Genomic DNA, 18,932 nt, shown 5'->3' on the forward strand with positions numbered 1-18,932 from the left:
GAAAAAGCGAAATAAAGAGCATATCTACAACAAGTACCGATTTTATACGGAGGACTCCGGGATAAGGGGGTCGCACCGTTGTGGTCGGTTTTTCGATTACATTTGGCCGACGCGGCGCACCCAGTCCAATTGTGGTCGGTTTTTCGATTACATTTGGCCTACGCAGCGCGTCCAGTCCATTTGTGGTCGGTTTGCTGAATTAAGTACGTTAAACAGTCGAACGGACGACATTCTGTATTAGGTACACTGCTCATTTTCATGCTGGAGTTGTGCCTCGAAAGACATGTTTGTTTTCGACCATGAAAAAAAGACCTCCACCACCCGCTCACGCGAACGTAGGACATCTCTTCTCCAAAAGCTATTCTCTTTGTCTATACTACTTTAAGCCGACGTAAGTCGATAAGTCGATATATGGTTTAAGCCGTATGCCGTGAAGGCTTCAGGCTCATTCCCTTGGCTTTGGCTGCTCTGGCTACCGGAGGCTTAAGCGAAACCGCCAGGATACAGGCCAGAATACACAGCAGACCGATGATGTTAAAAGTAGGCTTGAACCCGCCGAGGAAGGCGGCGATGAACGAACCGGACAGCGCGCCGATCCCGAAGCCCTGATAGATGATGCCGTAGTTCTTGCTGTGATTCTTCAGGCCGAAGAAGTCACTGACAATCGCCGGGAAGACGGTAATGTTACCGCCGAAGCAGAAGGCGATGGCCGCCACACAGGTGAAGAACAGGCCATAGCTCAGTGTGGCATAGCTGAGGGTAAACATTGCCACAGCCGTTACTGCGAGCGTGATACTAATCAGCTTGGTCCGGCTTACCCGGTCGGATAATGCGCCAAGAATCAGGCGTCCGGCCGTATTAAAAATAGCGATCATCGCTACAGCATTCGCCGCCGTCGCCACATCCATACCCGCCAGCTGCACACCGATATCCTTCACGATACCGATCAGATAGAGGCCGCTCATGCAGGCGGTGAAGAAAATCACGAACAGCAGGTACGCTTCCTTCGTGCGGAGCATTTCCTTCACGGTATAATCCTTGGGCAGCAGAGCCGCCCCGGAAGCGGACGATGCCCGGTTTCCCGCAGCAGTTACAGCAGGTGCAGCCACCGGAGCCTCCCGGATCAGCAACGAGCCGAGGAGGATCATCAGCATGACCATCAGGCCCCAGTATAGAAAAGCATTCGACACCCCCGCCGATTCAATCAGGCTGCCGTTGATGTATTTGAAGATCAGACTGCCCGTTCCGTAAGCACCCACGGACACCCCGGAGATCAGTCCCTTATGCTTCGGGAACCACTTCATCAGGTTGGACAGCGAAGTAATATACGCCGTGCCATCAGCATACCCGACCACTACGCCAGCCAGCAGGTAGAACATCGGCAGGGAACTGGCCTGAGAGCTTAGCATCAACCCCAGCCCCAGCAGGATACCGGAAGCTGCGGTCAGTCTGCGGAGACCGAACCGGTCCTGCAGCTTGCCTGCGAACAGTGTGGCGAAGGCCAAGGCAAAGCTGGTAATAGAGAACGTTATCGAAACTGAGCTAAGCTCAAAACCAAATGTACTGACAAGATGTGCATTGAACAGGCTCCAGGTGTAGATGGTGCCGAGTCCCATTTGCATAATTACTGTACCTAGTACGATGAGCCACCGTTTACTGGCTGTATCCGTTATCATCAGAATTCCCTCTTTCTCTTCTGAAGTCGCTGAAGTCGCTTCAAGGCTTACTCTGCCTCTTCATTGTAGCGAAAGGAGCTCCTTCTGAGAGAAATCCGGAATGAGATGACACTGACGGGGAATGAACTGCCGTTAGAGACGCATAATCTGCCTGAATTCCTTCACCTTGCTGCGGCTGACTGGAACCTCCACATTCAGATCCCGCAGCCTTAGCAGATAGGTATTGTTGAACCAGGGGATGATTTCCTTGATTTTGGACAGATTGACCAGATAGGAGCGGTGACAGCGGAAGAACTGCTCCTGCGGCAGGCGGGTATGGAATTCACTGATACTGAGGGCCATGCTGTATTCCTCCCCCTTGGTGATCACACTCGTTGTTTTCTCCTGCGCCGAAGCATAATAGATCTCGTCCGCATCGACGACGATAATCTTTTCATTTTTCCACAGATTGACCTTATCGCTGCCCAGCTTCACCGGTCCCTCTTCCCCCTGGCGGCTTCTGGCCGCGATGGCACCCTCCAGCTTCTGCAGCATCGCTCTGATCCGCGTCTCACTGTAAGGCTTCAGAATATAGTCGAATGCTTCAATCTCGAACGCCTCGGCGGCATGCTCCTTATAGGCTGTAATGAACACAATATACGGCTTGACCGCGAACCGGCTGATATTATGGGCCAGCAGCACCCCATCAATTGAAGGGATATTGATATCCAGGAAAATCACATCCACCGTATCCGTCTGCAGATACTTCAGCGCCTCCAGCCCGTCCTCGAATTCCGCCGCAATCTTGATCCGGCTATGGGTCTGAATCAGATACGTAAGCTCCTGTCTTGCCAGCACTTCATCCTCGACAATGATCGCTCTCATCGCTGCTCCTTTATCACATCAAAATAGATTTCCGTCCCCTTAGCCAGCCGCCGGATGGTCAGACCCGTACCGTAGATCAACTTGATACGTTGGTGCACGTTGTTGAGGCCGATTTTGTTGCCCTCCATGCTTCCGCTGTAGACCTTCGCAATCGTCTCTTCACTGATCCCCGCTCCGGTATCGGCAATCCGCACCCTTACGCTGTCTCCGTGGTCCTTGACCGAGATGTCTACAGTTCCGTTCCCTTTCCCCTTCAAAATCCCGTGGATAATCGCATTCTCCACCAGCGGCTGAATGACCAGACTCGGAATACGTACCGTTACCTCATCTATATCGTACAGAACGCTCAGGCGGCTGCCGAAACGGGCCTTCTCAATCTCCACATAATGCTGCACCTGCTGCAGCTCGCGCCGGATATCTATGGATTCATCGGTCAGCTCCAGATTATACCGCATATACCCCGACAGATTGACGATCAGCTCACGCGCCTTGTCCGGGTCTATCCGGATGGAGGAGATAATTGCATTTAGCGCATTGAACAGAAAATGGGGGTTGATGCTGGTCTGCAGTGCCTTCAGCTCGGCCTTGTTGGCCATCTCCTTGATCCCCTCAACCCGTGACACCTCCATCAGTGTGGAGATGATCTGTGACAGCCCTACCGCCATGGCCTGGAGGGAATAGGTGATTTTATGCGCGTGGGTATAGTAGATCTTGAGTGATCCCGTCACCTCCCCCTTCTCCTTCAGCGGGATAATGATCAGCGAGCGGATGTCCCGGTTCATGTATTCGGTATCGTCGTCACGGATGGTAATCTCCCCGCTGCTCAGCGTCTGCTTCGTCTCCTCACTGATGATCTCATTGGCTTCGGCATAATATTCTTCCCCGACACCCACGTAGGCCAGAATGACTCTGGTATCGGTAATTGCCACCGCATCCGCCCCGATATCCTCCTGGATGATTCCGCAGATGGTACGCAGCGACTCGGGAGTAATACTGCGGAAATACGGAAGCGTCTTATTGGCAATCTCCAGCGCCAGCTTGGACTGCTTCGCGGCAATCCGCTCTTTCTCCCCTTCTACACTCTGCACAAGCGTAACGATCAGCCCGGCACAGATCTGCCCCACTATCATCGGAAAAGCAATCTTGGACACGATATCCACGCCAAGCGAATGGGGATCAGCCATCACCAGAATCAGCGCCATCGTCAATGCCTCGCAGGCCATCCCGGCGACAATGGCAGCGATCCAGCGGCGTTCAGGCGAAGTGCGCCGGTAGATGATCCCGGATACCACGCCCGCCGTAATGCTGGTAATCAGACACGGGAGCGAGGTGACCCCGCCGATATCAATCAGGAAGCGGTGTACGCCCGAGATGATCCCGGTAATCAGCCCGACCCAAGGACCGAACAGAATCCCTCCGGCTATGATGGCGATAATCCGCACGTTGACCAGAGACCCTTCCACATTAATTCCGCTGTAGGTTCCGAAGATGGCGAACAGGCTGAAGATAACCGTGACAATCGCCAGTTCCTGAGGGGCATGCACCCCTTTGGCAAAAATCTCCTTGAACCGCGGCACCCGGCTCAGGACGAACAGACACATCAGCAGCAGCGCTGCCCGCTCTAACAATTGCAGCAGAATACTCAAATTATATTGCACACTCACGCCTCCATAGGACAAGCTATCGGTCCATTATAAGTTGGGATAATGGTTATAGCAATCTGCGCAGCCGCCGCTAAGGGTTGAGGTAATCCTATTGGATTTCCAAACCAGGCATGTCGTGTTCCCTCACTGAGTATAAAAGCCCTTCTATTGCGGAAAATTAACTATTATCGTAAGGTTGTTTTAAAGGAGTGATAGCTTGTGCGTATAGCTTTTTGGATTGTATTTGCCTTTGTTGGCATTTTGATCTTTTGGATTGTGGGCGGCTTAATTGGCCGTAACAAACGAAAGTAATCTATAGGGGCTATAACAGCCCCTCAAAATAACTGCTGCACCTTTTCTTCGGACTGCGCAACAGTCACTATGACTCTCGATGAAAAAGTTTCAAGGCAGGATAGTAGATGATGGTATCCTTGATTGTTTTTTGATAAACTTGGAATATATAAGAATTGGAGGCGGTTAACATGAAAAGTAAGAAGAATAATGGGCAAAAAAACGGGGAATATAGCGCCTAATTAGCCCTATAACTGCGACTCCCCATTAGGGAGAAAAATGTCTTGAATAATCCTTTTCTAAGTATCCAAAACCCAACTCCATTAGGCGCGGGTTCATACGAAATGGCTCTGCCACTAATTACTGCTTTAGAATTGAAGCCAGGTATGCGTGTATTGGAAATAGGCGCTGGTACTGGTCAAGTTGCGGCAACGGTAGCTAAACATTGGGGAGTAACTGTAATTACATTGGAATTGTGGGAAATATTGAGTGTTATCCAGGAATATGCATCAGAACAGGGTGTAGATAATAACGTTCTGGCAGTAAGAGCGAATGCTGAACTTATGCCATTTCCTGACGAAGCATTTGATGCAGTCTTTAGTATCGGCTCTTTTTTTATGATAGAGGATAGGGAACAAGCTCTGAAAGAAATCACACGCATTACTCGCACTAACAGTTTTTTTGGAATTGCAGAACCTATGTGTACATTGAATCCAATACCGCTTGGTTTGGAGAATTTCGATATCTTACAGTCTTATAAAAAATGGATTCGGACGTTAGATTGGAATTGCAATTTACTTCGAAATCAAGGTTTTTTAATTACCGAAAGTTCTTACTTCTCTGAGAGTTACCAATGGATGCTCGATAATTTCCGATATTACGAAGGCGAGAAGGATTTTATTTTGCACGATGAAGGACGTTGGTTGAGTCTAGGGCTCGCTGTTGGCAAGAAAGTACGGCGATAAGCGTTGAATTAACAGGGAATGACTCTTGAACACCGAAGGGCTACCGTATGGTAGTCCTTCGTTATGCTAAAGGGCCACATTAACTCAATAACACAACGGCAGTCTATGACTTTATTATCTCGTTCAAGAGCTGTCGTCGTTGAAATTTTTGGGGCCAATGTTTTTAATGCACCTTATGCAAATTTGAGTTTGTTCGCAAAATGCTTATATATCCATTCCAGCTTAATGACCCGCTAATCAATTCAACCTACTATCCTTCTCTTACTGCGCCGTATGCGTCCACTGTTCAATGCCTCTAGACTGCCAGATCAATCCCCACCACACCCACAATCTTCCCGTCCCCGTTCGTAATTGCTCTGGAGAGGGTGATGCAGGAACGCTTCGTAATGGCCGAGACATACGGCTGCGAGACGTACTGACCTTCCGTCATCGCCCCGTTCCACCAGTCGCGGCGCTTCGCATTCAGCAGGCCGGCCGCAGGCTCAGAGTAGATGAAGGTGCCATCCGTCCGGTTGGACCAGATGGCCTGCACATCCGGCACCTTATGCTTGCAGGCCGCAAGAACTCTGCCATGGATGTCCGCATCCCCTGCACACATCTCCTGCTTGGCTGCTATCTCCTGAAGCACCGTCTGCATTTCCTCAAGCCGCGCCGTATATTGACTCAGCTCAATGACTCCGCGTCCGGCAATGCCGTTCACTGACTGCTGCAGGGTCTGAGATTCCAGCAGCAGGCTTGCGCTGATCTCATTAAGCTGCCCAATCTGCGTGCGCTGGCGGGTCACCTGCTCCAAGGTCAGGTCTACGCCTGCTATGGTCTCATTGACAATCCCTACTGCACCGCTCAGCTCGCCGGTCACCTCTTCGATCAGACTGTTCTGCCGCTCTGCCGCAGCCGCTGACTCCGTAACTATGACCCCGACTTCCTCCACCCGGGCCGAGATATCCCCGAGGCGCTGCTTCACCTTCGCCACTTCATTCACTCCATGCGCAACCGCTGTCTGCTCCTTCGTGACCGACTCCAGCACCTGCCGTACGCCATGATTGAGATCCCGCAGCACCGCCGTTGAGCGCTCCACGGAATCCCGGCTCTGATCGGCCAGCTGCCTGATCCGGCCTGCGACCACAGCAAATCCGCGGCCCGCTTCCCCGGCCCGCGCAGCTTCAATCGAGGCGTTCAGGGCCAGCAGCGAGGTCTCATTGCCGATGCCTACGATCAGGGCGTTCATCTCCTCCACCAGCGCAATATGTCCGCTTAACACGGTGAATTTGCCCAGCATATCTCCGCTCTGCTCCTGCAATTCCTCCATGACCTCATCTGTATTCTTCAGGGAATCCACCATCCCCGCCATCCCTGTACGTGCTGCCTGCATCGCCATACTCAGCCGTCCGGTCAGCTCTCCAATCTGTCCGGTAACTGCTGCGACTCCGCCCATCCTGGCAAAAGCCCCCTCAATATTGGCCTTCGCCTCATTGCTGCGGGTCTGCAGCTCCACCTCGTAGGCATGCGAATAGTCCGCTGTCTGCTGAAGTCCTTCGGTATGACGGGTAATCTCCTCCAGAGCACCATGCAGCCGGTCCGAGGTGACAACAATTTCATTGCCCAGCCGCTCTACCTTGCTCTGTGATTCCGCCAATTTCCGGGCTCCAACCGCTCCGTTCCGCCCCATATCCAGCGCAAACCCGGCCAGCGCTACCATCAGCAGCAGATAGACAACCTTATGTACCCAGTACATCTCCATCCATAAGCCATACAACCCCACACCTAGCAGCAAAATAATAACGATAGCGGCCTTGCTCCGGCGAATTCCCATTCTGCACGTTCACTCCACTCTATCATGTTATGTATTCTAACATTATATCAGCAGAGTTAAATTAAGGAAACCACTACTATATAGATTTCACTTATATTTTTTCTGTTATGGGATTGCCGTGACTCCATAGAAGTTTTGGACTTCCGGCCGCACATACATTTGGTCCGTGTGTCTGCTTGTGAGCATAATGTATGCTGTTTTTCACATACATTCGGTCCGTGCGCCTGCTTGCGAGCATAATGTATGCTGTTTTTCACATACATTCGGTCCGTGCGCCTGCTTGCGAGCACAATGTATACTATTTTCCACATACATTTGGTCCGTGTGCCTGCATCAGAACACAATGTATACTGTTTTTCACATACATTTGGTCTATGGGCCTGCTTGCGAGCACAATGTATGCTGTTTTTCACATACCTTTAGTCCGTGCGCCGCTCTACCAGCCAATTTCCATTCGGTTTTAAGCATACCTCAGCATTAAAGTCATTCTACGAATCATTCAAAGAATACTTATCCCCAAATCTATAGTTTCCTACAAAAACAATAAAAAAACAGCCGACCCCCAGCATCTGAGGATACGGCTGTCCTTCCGGCGTCATCCCGCCCAGGATTATACCCCTGCCGGTTGTACGCTAACCTCTTGGGCATTCTTCGCCATCATGCCGCGGGCGATCCACACGCCAGCCGCTCCGGCCTGGGCCAGGCCGCGGGTAATGCCTGCCCCGTCGCCGCCGCAGTAGAGGCCGGAGATTTCGGTCTCGAACTCATCCGACAGCTTCGGACGGGCGGAATAGAATTTCGCTTCCACGCCATAGAACAGGGTATGCTCGGAAGCGATGCCCGGGGTTACCTTTTCCAAGGCCTCCACCATTTCAATCAGGCTCTTCATCGTGATGTATGGCAGTACCAGCCCCAGGTCACCGGGCACCGCTTCCTTCAACGTCGGCTCCAGGAACCCTTCCTTAATCCGGGTCTCCGTAGACCGGCGGCCCCGCAGGATATCTCCGTATTTCTGTACAATGACCCCGCCGCCGGACAGATCATTCGCCCGCTTGCAGATCTCCCGGGCATATTCATTCGGCTTGTCGAACGGCTCGGTGAAGGTATGGGAGACCAGCAGCGCAAAGTTGGTGTTCTTCGAGCCCAGCGCAGGGTCCTTATAGGAGTGCCCGTTCGCGGCCATCGCTCCGCTGTGATTCTCCACAACCACATGCCCCGAGGGATTACTGCAGAAGGTGCGGACACGTGTACCTACGGAGGTATTGAAGATGAATTTGCCCTCGTACAGATGCTCATTAATCTCCCGCATCACCACATCCGAGGTCTCTACACGCACCCCGACATCGACCTGGTTATTGTACATTTTGAGCCTGCGCTTCTTCAGCACCTCGGTCAGCCAGGCCGAGCCGTCCCGACCCGGAGCAATCATCACCAGACCTGCTTCATGACTCTCCCCGTTCTTCAGCATAATGCCTGTGATTCGATGCGTTCCGTTCTCTTTGACGGTAACGATATCTTCTACTTCTGTCTTGTATAACATATCAATGCGTGTCCGCAGATATTCATAGATCGATTTCAGAATCTCCAGGTTCTGCTCGGTTCCGAGGTGGCGGACCTGCGCCCGCAGCAGCTTCAGCCCGGCGGCATATCCCCGCTGCTCGATACCGCGAATGCTCTCCGTAGTCGGATCGGTAATGACCGGGGTTGCCCCGTGCTCCAGGTTGATTCCATCTACATATTCAATCAGCTCCATCACCTTGGAAGGAGGCAGATAATCCGTCATCCAGCCGCCGAATTCAGTGGTAATGTTGAATTTGCCGTCACTGTACGCACCAGCGCCGCCGAAGCCCGCAGTAATGGAGCAGGCCGGCAGACACCCGGCGAATTCCTTGCGGCCGGAGGCGGGCGGACAGAGCTTGATTTTCTCCTCCAGGATCGGGCAGTTGCGGCGGTAGATATCATGTCCCTTGTCCACCAGCAGCACCTTCAGCTCAGGGGCCTTCAGTGTTAATTCATAACAGGCGAATATTCCAGCCGGACCGGCTCCAACAACAATTACATCGTATTTACTCATATCTTCTCTGTTCCTCCCAAGATGAAACGGCTTCGGCCTGCGGTTGACAGGGGCCGCAAAGCGTCTCTGCAGTATATTAGTCCACTTAACCAAGCAGCACACAACAGCACACAAAAAAACCCGGCCTCTTCATAGGTATGCAAAATGCACCCTATTCGTAGCCAGGAATTTACGGTCCCCTGTAGAAACCCCCAAACCTTATCATTGAGGATATACGAACAACTTCACCCGTTATTACGGGGCAATTGGAATTTTACCGAATAAATCCGAATGTGTCAATGATGAATAGCATGAATAGTTCGTGTTTATAGCATTATGCAGAATCACGTACCCAGACAACCTAACAAACACCTTACAAACACGAACGTTATTCCAGACCTATTCCCTGACATAAGACCTAGAAGGAGAAACGAGAACATTGTCGAATATATAAGTACATTGCCACTGGAAAAGAGGAACATCTTATGCAGATCCCGCCCCCTACTCCTCGCCAAATGTATTGGAACCGCGTCCTCCTCAATACCTTTTGGATGGCGCTTTTTGTTTATATGGCAAGCCAGCTATATGTTTACTTATCCATGTGGGGCCACCGGCCCGAGTTGTCCGACAAGCCATATCTCATTAGGCATATCTGGATTCCAGATGCTATTCTGTTCGCCCTGCTGCTGATTCTGGAGGCTGTTCATAAATACAAGCCGCTGTTATCCGAATTCTCAATTATTCTTGGAAGCCACCTGTGTGGTATCGTGTTCATCCTGAATCTTAGTTCCGAATATCATGTGAAGCCGCTGATTATGCTGCTTCCGCTGCTGGTGTCCATGATCTATCTGAGGGAGAATTATCTGAGGGCTTCCTCTGTGATCTGCCTGATCTACATCATCATACTATTTCTGAACACCTCTATTACCGATTACACGCTACGCATCCAGAACATCATTATCACCCTGATCCTAGCCGGAACCTCCCTGGCCGGCTTCGGTGTTATAGCCCGGGGCAAGGATCTTATGCGCTCGCTGGAGAATTCGTTGAAGTCAGAGCAAGAGCTGCGCATCCAGAATATTATTATGGACCGGCTGTCCAAGATCGACCCGCTGACCGACCTGTACAACCATAAGACCTTTCATGAGTACCTGGGCTGGCTGATTGACCATCAAGAGAGCAATCCTTTTCCGATGCAGCTGGCGGTTATAGATATCGACAATTTCAAAAAGGTCAATGACCGGTACGGGCACTGGGTCGGAGACATCGTTCTCCGGCAGGTCGCCGCTGTCATGCTCCAGCATATCGGCTCGGATGATTTCGCAGCGCGGTACGGCGGGGAGGAATTCGTGATTATTTTGACATCCAAGACATTAGAGGATTCGGGCCGCATTATGGAGAATATCCTCGCAGGAATTGCAAGCCTTCCGATCAGCGAAATGGACAATGAATCGGTTACCGTGAGCATCGGAATGCATGAATATAACGGCGGGGATTCCAAGAGCTCTATCTTTCAGCAGGCGGACGACGCCCTGTACGAGGCCAAGAAAACCGGCAAGAACAAAATCGTCATCTTCTAGGTCCATCCATCCCACAAAGTGTGGCTTTAGCTTCAATGATGATTCAGGTATTTAGCGGGGCCCCCAAACATATGATTTCTATATTTCAAAAAAGCGGGTCCACCGTGCATAGCAGCCTATGCCGGGGACCCGCTTGTCATCTGAACCTGTCTGATATCTATTCCAGCTCCTCCGCCCCATACCGTCTCTGCGGAACAAGCAGCTCCATGACCTGGCGCTGCGGCACCGGCCGGCTGATCAGATACCCCTGCACTTTATCGCAATGAGCTTCTCTAAGGAAGGCCCACTGGCTGGCATCCTCCACGCCCTCGGCTACTACATCCAGACCCATCTTGTGGCCCAGAGTAATAATCGTCTGCACAAAAGATTCGCTAAAGGCCTTATCAGCCAAGGAATCAATGAAAACTTTATCCATCTTGAGCGTAGAAATCGGCAGCTGCTGCAGATAGCTAAGGGAGGAATACCCCGTCCCGAAATCATCAAGGGCAATCCGTATTCCCCGGGACTGCAGGAACTCCAGCTTGCTGACCGTACTCCCGAACGACTCCATGAAGATAGACTCTGTGATTTCCAGCTCCAGACTGGATGCCACAAGGCCGCTCTCCTCCAGACTGTCCAGCACAATCTCTACGAAATCATCCTGCAGGAGCTGAATAATGGAGATGTTGACAGATATTTTATAAGGAATGCCGGTCCGCTGATGGATGCTGTTCATGAACTTGCAGGCTTCCCGCAGCACCCATTCACCGATGTAGATAATCAGCCTGGAATCCTCGGCGATCTTAATGAAGGAGAGCGGGGAGACAAAGCCGAGGACCGGACTGTTCCAGCGGATCAGAGCCTCGAAGCCTGAGATCAGCCCGGTCTCCATCTGCACCTGCGGCTGATAATGCAGCTCGAATTCGTTATTATTCATCGCACTGCGCAGATGCTTCTCAATATTCATCCGGTCATTGAAGGCGGTATGCATTGATTTATCATATACGACGTAGGTGCTTTTCCCCTCTTCCTTGGCCCGGTACATCGCTACATCGGCGTTCTTCAGAATCTCTTCCGTCGTCTCGCCGTCTTCCGGGTAGAAGGAGATCCCGATACTGGAGGACACATACAGATTGCTCTCACCGATAAGAAAAGACTTGCGGAACGCACGCATAATATCCTCGGCCAGATTAAGCACATCCACCCGGCTCTCAATATCCTTGAGGAAAATCACAAATTCATCCCCGCCCAGCCGCGACAGCAGATCCTCCTCACGCACTACAGACTGGAGCCGTTCGCTGGCCTTGCGGATCAGAATATCGCCGGACTTGTGTCCAAGCGTGTCATTGATGTATTTGAAATTATCCATATCTACGAAAAGCAGCGCCGCACTGCCTCCCGTCCGGCGGAAATAATTCTCCATCGTCTCCAGCAGACTGAGCCGGTTTGGAAGATTGCTGAGCGAATCCACATAGGCCAGACGGTGCATATTCTTCTGATTCTCCAGCAGCATATCATATTGTCCTACAATCTCCTGCTGGGTCGCTGTAAGCTGCTCATAAGTCGCCTCCAGCTCCTGGTAGCTGTTATTCAGCTTGAATTCTGCCTGCTTGCGCTTGCTGATATCGATCAGGGAACCGAGGAACAGGACGATCTGATCCTTCGGGTCAACGATTGCCTTGCCCCGCACCTCGAACCAGATGTACTCCCCTTGCCCTGTTCTCATCCGGTATTCGGTTTCATAGATCGGGGTCAATCCGGTAAGATGCTCCTGTCTGGCCTTGCGCGCGGATTCCTGATCATCCGGGTGAATAATGCTGAGCACGCCTCCCTCGAAGGAGTTGATCTCCGCCTCGGTATATCCCATCACCTCGTACCACCGGTCCGAGAGCTTGTAGAAGCCGCTGTCCCAGTCCAGCTCCCACATGTACGCACCAGAGCCTTCCGAGGCCAGGCGGAACCGCCGTTCGCTGACCCCCAGCTTATTGAACTGATCCTGCAGCTCTACCTCTGTGGCCGCCAGCTCCTCATATGTAGACTCCAGCTCCTCGTAGCTAAGCTGCAGCTTAAGCTCATTCTGCTTGCGTTCATCGATATCGATGCCGACCAGCACGAAGATATCCTCCGCCTGCTCGTCCATTCCCTTAATGAGGGCCGTGCGGACGGAGAAATAATGCGCACCCGGAGAATGGTCAGGAAGCCTCAGCTCGACATTGGTCACATAATCCCGGGCTGCCGCCCTGGCAAGGAGATCTCTAAGCACGGCTGCACCGTCTTCCAGGCCGGGCAGCTCATCTATGCTTACGCCCAGCACCTCCTTCTCCTCCAGCCCGGTCATCATCTCGGCATATTTATTGAAGCGCACGCTCCGCTTGTCCCCGTGAACAGCCCACACAATCACTCCGGCATTCTCGATCACATCCTTGAAGAATTCCTGTTCGGAGTGAATCGTACGGCGCAGCCGCCGGATATACATCCGGAGCAGGACGGCACCGAATACCAGCAGAAGGGTCCCGATGGAGAATACGGTAAAAATCCGGTTACGCATCTTTTCATTATAATGGTCGGAATGCACGAAGAAATACTGCTGGTACAGCTCTTCGAAGGCACCTGAGCTTACCAGACGCTCTAGCCTTGCATTGACGTAGGACACCAGCTCCGGCTTGGACTTGCTGATGCCGTAGGCCACATCCTGCGGATACAAATTGCTCATTTTGCGGATAATATTACCGGTTAAGCCCTGTTCTACAATCAGATAATCGACAACCCCCTGATTCTCGAACAGCAGGTCGATCTCCCCCTGACGCAGAGCGTCCAACGCATCCGGTACGGTTGCATATTCTATGTATTCTGATGGCGGGATACCCGCCTCGTTCTGCAGGATGGTCTCTGCATATTGTCCTTTGCCAACACCGATCTTGTACTTACGGAGTGTGCCCAGCGTCACGTCACCCTGGAGTTCCTGACGCGAATAGACAGAAATATAGCTTTTTAACACGGGTTTCGAGAAAAGAATGTTCTGCTTCCTCTCCTCGCTGACAGCCATAAGCCCGGTAGTATCAATCCCGCCCTCACTCAGCCGCCGGTACGTCTGCTCCCACTTCCCGGTGCTGTAGTGGACAAGATATTCGTTCTTCTCAAAGATCATACTTGTCAGGTCAATATCGAAGCCCGTCAGATAACCATTCTGTATGTACTTATAAGGTGGATACTCCAGTTCTGCCTGGTACTTAATTTCCTGTCTTTCGGCATAAGCGGCAGCGGGGTGTGCAAGCATGAGCACAATGCTAATTAGAAGCAACAATTTACACCGCTTCATCGCAATTCTCCTTTATCCCAAGTAAGATCGGCATAACTATGTATACAAGCTTATTCGACAAAATATGGTAGGGTTCCTGCTCCTTTTTTCTCATTTCCGATAAATTGTGCACATCCTGCGGTTTCATATCCTTAACTCTTTAGTGCATCATCTTAGATTTAATCAAAAACTTTAGATTTGTATTGCTTTTTGCGGTTAAAGTGTGGATAATAACAGTAACGGTTGATAATGATTATCATTATTGGATGTGCAACATTCATTATTTTCTATATTTGAGCTAAAAGGAGACTGAACCCCCATGAACGCAGCCACTACCCGGACCGCCCTGCAGGTTGACGATTACCTGGACCTGCTCAATCTTGCTGTGAAAGTCGGAGATATGAAATGGCAGAAAGAAATCAAGTCCCGGTTGCAGTATATCCTGTGCCTAGAGACCAGATAGCCCATTTCATACAGAAATAGATGAATATAGCTTACTTCTTTCACAAGAGGCGGTTCCAAAAGCCATGAAATGGCTGCTGGAACCGCCTTTTGATTTGGAGCAGGATCAACGTGAGCACTTGGGTGGACGCTATCGCCCGTCAATTCCGGGGTACCTGCATCTGCGGGGCTTAGAATGTGTAATGATATAGTATAATGATCAGCATACTACAATGAACAATAGCCTATAGATCGGAGTGTGTCAGATTGAGAAAAAACCTCACCCTCGCCTTGGTCCTGATATTATCCCTGCTGTGGATTCCAGGGGTCTATGCTGCAAATATTCCTGCACAGCAAGGAGTAATTACGGATGAAGCCCGGCTGCTGTCTGCCCAGGAAGCAGAGAGCCTTGCCCGGATTGCTACTACAGACCGGTACACCTTCCATGTCTTAACCGTTGATTCGCTGGCCGGAAGCAACATGTCCAGTTATGCCGCCGATGTATATGATACCTGGGGGCTGAAGTCCCGGGACATCCTGCTCCTGATCGCTTATGAAAATCAGCTGACTGAGATCAGCTTCATTAACCCCGGGCTGCAGGATGCGCTCGATGCCTGGTCCTTACAACAGGGCGGAGCTGCAGGTAACGCAGCAATTAACAAGGTGCTGGAGAAATATTTCAATCCTTATGCCAAAAACGGAGATATCCCTGAAGGCATACGTTCTGTGATCCAGCAGATGCAAGCCATTGGCAGCAGCGGACAGAGCAGTAATACCGGCAGCGGTGCGGCAGGCGGTGCGGATGCCGGTACGGCAGGAGCTGGCTCCAGTCCTAACGGCAGCAGCAGCAGATTCCCTCTCCTGCCGGTCGCAGGCGGTCTTGTCTTGGCCGCGCTGCTGATATTGCTGCTGTATGTGGCAATTACCGGAATGCGCCGCCGCAAGGGACTGTCCGTGCAGCGTGAGCAGCTCGCCGACCTATTGGTACGGGCGAACCGCGCTCTGGAGTCCCTTCAGCCTTTCCAGGGGATTGTGCAGGGCAAGACCGGGGAGATGGTCGAGGGCATCTCGAAGCGCCTGACCTCCCGGCTGGTCGAAATCTCTGCATTGCAGACCGCCGGGCAAGCACCATTGCCGCCATTCTACCGCTTGTCTGCGCTTAAGGCGGCGGCAGAGCAGCTTCAGCAGACAGAGGGGGAATTCCGTGCCTCCCTGGAGGAAGAGGAGAAGAATATCGCAGTCGTCAGCGATGCCGACCGGAACGTCAAGCAGCAGATCACCGAGCTGAAGCAGGCTGCCCCGGAGCTTGAAGAACAGCGGCAGCAAGCGGCCCTGGAGACGGGCTATACGCTGGAGGAGATTGCCCAAGATCTTCAGGAGCTGGCCGAAGAGACGGCCAAGGCAGATCAACTGGAGCTGTTCGACCCCATTGCTGCCCAGGAGATTACTGCACAAGCTAAAAAGCGGCAACAGCAGATTGAGCAGGATATGCAGGATGTGGGGACCTTTGACGATAAGCTGAAGGCCTTCCCCGGTGTCCTGGCGACTACCCACAGCCGGATTGCCGGGCTGATCGACCAGAACTCCCTGCACAATATGAAGGTTAAGCCTTACGACAGCCTGGAGCAGGCTTCCGCTGCCGCCAGTTCCATGAAAGCGCCGCTGCACAGCGGCGATATGGATGAAGTGCGCCGGATCGGCGCTGACATGGATGCCCTTCTGACTGAAGCCGTGGCCATGACGGAACGCCAGGCTATGATCCGGCAGAATAACCTCAAGGATCTGGAGACTGTACGCAGCACATGGGCAACGCTTAGCCAGCGGCGGAACGAATTACAGAGCCGGCTTGCCGGGGCGAAGAACCGGTTCGCCCGGCAGCACCTGGACGCTCTGGAGAAGCTGCTGGAAGAGGCCGGCGGCGCACTGCGGCAGGGCGCGGCGGAAGTGCCTCAGCTCGAGACCTGGTCCAGCGATGCACGCGGAGAGTATGACAATGCCCGCAGCGGGCTGGACCGGCTCCTTGCTTTGCAGGATGAGACGGCAAGCAGCATGAGTAGCATTAGCAGCAGTTTGGACACTCTGGAGGAGCGCCTCGACAGCTTGAGCAGGCTGTTCACAGAAGGGCAGAGCCGGGTGGATGCCGCTTACAATCTGCTGCACAGCAGAGGAATTGCCTCGCAGAACCGCTTCCAGCTATCCCTGCTGCCGGAGTATAACGTGCTGGAGCAGCGTCTGGCCTCGGGTCCTTACGATCTGGATCAGCTGGAGGAGACAGGACGCTCCTATGCTTCGCAGATTGCTTCCTTCGTAGAAGAAGCGAACCGGCTGGTCCGTCAGAAGGAAGAGGCCGAACGCGCAGCCCAAATGGCCATGCTGCGGGAGCAGCAGCGCCGGGAACAAGCCCGCAGACGCAATTCCGGCCCGCCGGGCGGAGGATTCGGCGGCGGGCTTGGCGGCGGACGCTCCTCCGGCGGCTCTTCTTGGGGCGGCGGCGGTGGTGGCGGACGTTCCTCCGGCGGCTCTTCGTTTGGCGGCGGCAAATCCGGCCGAAGCTCCGGCGGCTCCAAGTGGTAAGCAGCCGACTGCCGCTACAGCACATCCTCACCCTAACAGGTGGGTGATGTAACAATTTATTCTGCGGCATTAAGCGAAATCAGGGACATTAGTGTCCCTGATTTTTGCTTTCTATGTACTTCCTCCAGACCCTGCGCCCTCACGCTAGCACATTGTATTTGGTTTTTCTGTGAAAATACGTCTGGCGCTGCGATAAACGCACGGCCTACGCCGCGCTCCCAATCCGATTGTGGTCGGTTTTTCGATTACATTTGTCCTACGCAGCGCACCCAGTCCCATTGTGGTCGGTTTTTCGATTACATTTGGCCTACGCGGCGCTCCCAGTCCCATTGTGGTCGGTTTTTCGATTACATTTGGCCTGCGCGGCGCACCCAGTCCCATTGTGTTTGGTTTTCCGTTAAAATATGTTAAATAAATGAAAAGACGATGTTCTGTTTTTTAGCCACGCTGCTCATTTTCATGCTGGAGTTGTGCCTTGAAAGACATGTTTGTTTTCGCATACATTTGCCCACTTACCCTCGCCAGCACCGATTGTATTCGCTTTTCCACATACATTTGCCCTAGGCCTACCTGCGAACGCACAACAGCGATCCCCCGGTAACCGGAGAATCGCTGTTGTGTCGTGTTATTGCCGTTCAGTGAGACTCATCCTCCAGAAACGGCTTGTTCACATAGTAATACATCACGCCCATTAGCACGCCGCCGCCGATCAGATTGCCTAATGTGACCGGGACGAGATTATGCACCACGCCTCCCCAGGAGATCGTACCAGGGTGATCCAGGACGAGAGCAATCGCGAAGGTACACATGTTGGCAATACTATGCTCGTACCCCGAGATGAAGAAGCAGAACACGAACAGCACCATGGCGAACATTTTGGCACCGTCGTTCTTCATTGACATCGGCACGAAGAAGGCCAGACAGACGAGCCAGTTACAGAGAATCGCCCGGAAGAACAGCTGCATCGCCGGTGCTTCCATCTTATGGGCCACCACATTAAGCAGGAACCCGTTGACAGAGGAATCATAGAACAATCCGGTCAGAAAAATAAGCAGGGCAAACGCCGTAGCCCCAAGAATGTTGCCCAGATAGCTGACGACCCACATCCGCACAACCTCAGTCCATGCCAGCTTGCGCCTCAGTGCCGCATAGGTGTAATAAAAAGTGTCCCCGGTAAATAAATCTCCTCCACCGTAGGAAATCAGGATGATGGCTGCGCCGAAGGTGATCGCAGCCATCGGATAGGTCATCGGCGATTGTTCCATATAGAAGAAGTTGCCGGTCTTAAAGGCTACGATCACGCCGAATCCGATAAACATGCTGGCGAGCATGGCCCTGGCAATGTACCGCCATACGCTTTGCCGGAAGATCTTCTGTTTCTTAAGTGCAAGCTTCTCTACCTGCAGCAGTGCCTCGTTCTCCATTTGACCCTCCGTATTCACTTTATATTTTCAGTGGTGCCGGAAGACTGATGTACAGCCTCCAGCTATTATACCCAATAAACCACTGGAAATTGCTTGAATCACAGAGCATCAATAATTTATGGATTCCGTTCACTCCCCGCACCCTTGTTACAGGCTGTTATCCTCCCGATCATTCAGGCTGGCAATCGCCTCCGCCTTCTCACTGCTGGCTACGACGATAAGCACCACGATCAAGCATCCCAGAATCATCCCGCTTATCCCCTCTTTCTCCACAGGTCGCCTTAGTGACAACGTATGTGGAGGAGCGGGATAATATGAGTAGGATTAGCGG

At 52.3% G+C, this 18,932-nt stretch carries 11 protein-coding genes and 1 riboswitch; of the genes, 4 read left to right on the plus strand and 7 right to left on the minus strand.

Annotated features, from left to right (window positions below; all coding sequences use genetic code 11):
* Positions 1-416: 416 nt before the first annotated feature.
* The 3 genes from C173_RS06910 to C173_RS06920 all read right to left on the minus strand — a co-directional run bounded on the left by C173_RS06910 (position 417) and on the right by C173_RS06920 (position 4,141).
* A complete protein-coding gene (locus C173_RS06910; protein WP_442792617.1) occupies positions 417-1,673 on the minus strand; it encodes an L-lactate MFS transporter in 1,257 nt (418 codons plus the stop codon).
* A gap of 135 nt (positions 1,674-1,808) precedes the next feature.
* Positions 1,809-2,540 carry a LytR/AlgR family response regulator transcription factor gene (locus C173_RS06915; protein WP_036723527.1) on the minus strand — a complete coding sequence of 244 codons (732 nt, stop codon included), beginning with the start codon at positions 2,538-2,540 and terminating at the stop codon, positions 1,809-1,811.
* Positions 2,537-4,141 carry a sensor histidine kinase gene (locus C173_RS06920; protein ID WP_200869519.1) on the minus strand — a complete coding sequence of 535 codons (1,605 nt, stop codon included), beginning with the start codon at positions 4,139-4,141 and terminating at the stop codon, positions 2,537-2,539. The genes C173_RS06915 and C173_RS06920 overlap by 4 nt, the downstream gene beginning before the upstream one ends.
* Positions 4,142-4,758: 617 nt before the next feature.
* Between C173_RS06920 and C173_RS32715 the strand changes: the two genes are divergently transcribed.
* Positions 4,759-5,439 (plus strand): class I SAM-dependent methyltransferase, encoded by a 681-nt coding sequence (locus tag C173_RS32715; RefSeq protein WP_051477874.1) that lies wholly within the window; start codon positions 4,759-4,761, stop codon positions 5,437-5,439.
* A gap of 295 nt (positions 5,440-5,734) precedes the next feature.
* Here C173_RS32715 and C173_RS06930 read toward each other — a convergent pair whose 3' ends face one another.
* Positions 5,735-7,252: a methyl-accepting chemotaxis protein gene (locus C173_RS06930; protein ID WP_036723528.1), complete on the minus strand. Its 1,518-nt coding sequence runs from the start codon at positions 7,250-7,252 to the stop codon at positions 5,735-5,737.
* 610 nt (positions 7,253-7,862) lie between these two features.
* Complete coding sequence (locus C173_RS06935) at positions 7,863-9,326, minus strand: NAD(P)/FAD-dependent oxidoreductase (RefSeq protein ID WP_036723529.1); 1,464 nt, start codon at positions 9,324-9,326, stop codon at positions 7,863-7,865.
* Positions 9,327-9,464: 138 nt separating this feature from the next.
* A riboswitch (purine riboswitch) is annotated at positions 9,465-9,564 on the minus strand.
* A gap of 361 nt (positions 9,565-9,925) precedes the next feature.
* Here C173_RS06935 and C173_RS06940 point away from each other — a divergent pair.
* Positions 9,926-10,885, plus strand: coding sequence for a GGDEF domain-containing protein (locus C173_RS06940; RefSeq protein WP_036723531.1), 960 nt, complete (start codon positions 9,926-9,928; stop codon positions 10,883-10,885).
* 157 nt (positions 10,886-11,042) lie between these two features.
* Here the strand turns inward: C173_RS06940 and C173_RS32720 are convergent, their stop codons facing one another.
* Positions 11,043-14,183, minus strand: coding sequence for an EAL domain-containing protein (locus C173_RS32720; RefSeq protein WP_051477875.1), 3,141 nt, complete (start codon positions 14,181-14,183; stop codon positions 11,043-11,045).
* A 298-nt stretch (positions 14,184-14,481) separates the two neighbouring features.
* On the opposite strand from C173_RS32720, the gene C173_RS34620 reads away from it, so the two are divergent.
* A complete protein-coding gene (locus C173_RS34620; protein ID WP_200869518.1) occupies positions 14,482-14,625 on the plus strand; it encodes a hypothetical protein in 144 nt (47 codons plus the stop codon).
* A gap of 245 nt (positions 14,626-14,870) precedes the next feature.
* Positions 14,871-17,177 carry a TPM domain-containing protein gene (locus C173_RS06950; RefSeq protein WP_081751056.1) on the plus strand — a complete coding sequence of 769 codons (2,307 nt, stop codon included), beginning with the start codon at positions 14,871-14,873 and terminating at the stop codon, positions 17,175-17,177.
* 635 nt (positions 17,178-17,812) lie between these two features.
* On the opposite strand, the gene C173_RS06955 is transcribed toward C173_RS06950, so the two are convergent.
* Positions 17,813-18,601: a formate/nitrite transporter family protein gene (locus tag C173_RS06955; RefSeq protein ID WP_036723535.1), complete on the minus strand. Its 789-nt coding sequence runs from the start codon at positions 18,599-18,601 to the stop codon at positions 17,813-17,815.
* Positions 18,602-18,932: the final 331 nt, after the last annotated feature.

The organism is Paenibacillus sp. FSL R7-277, from assembly GCF_000517965.1.
In the GTDB taxonomy this organism is placed as follows: domain Bacteria; phylum Bacillota; class Bacilli; order Paenibacillales; family Paenibacillaceae; genus Paenibacillus_AQ; species Paenibacillus_AQ silagei.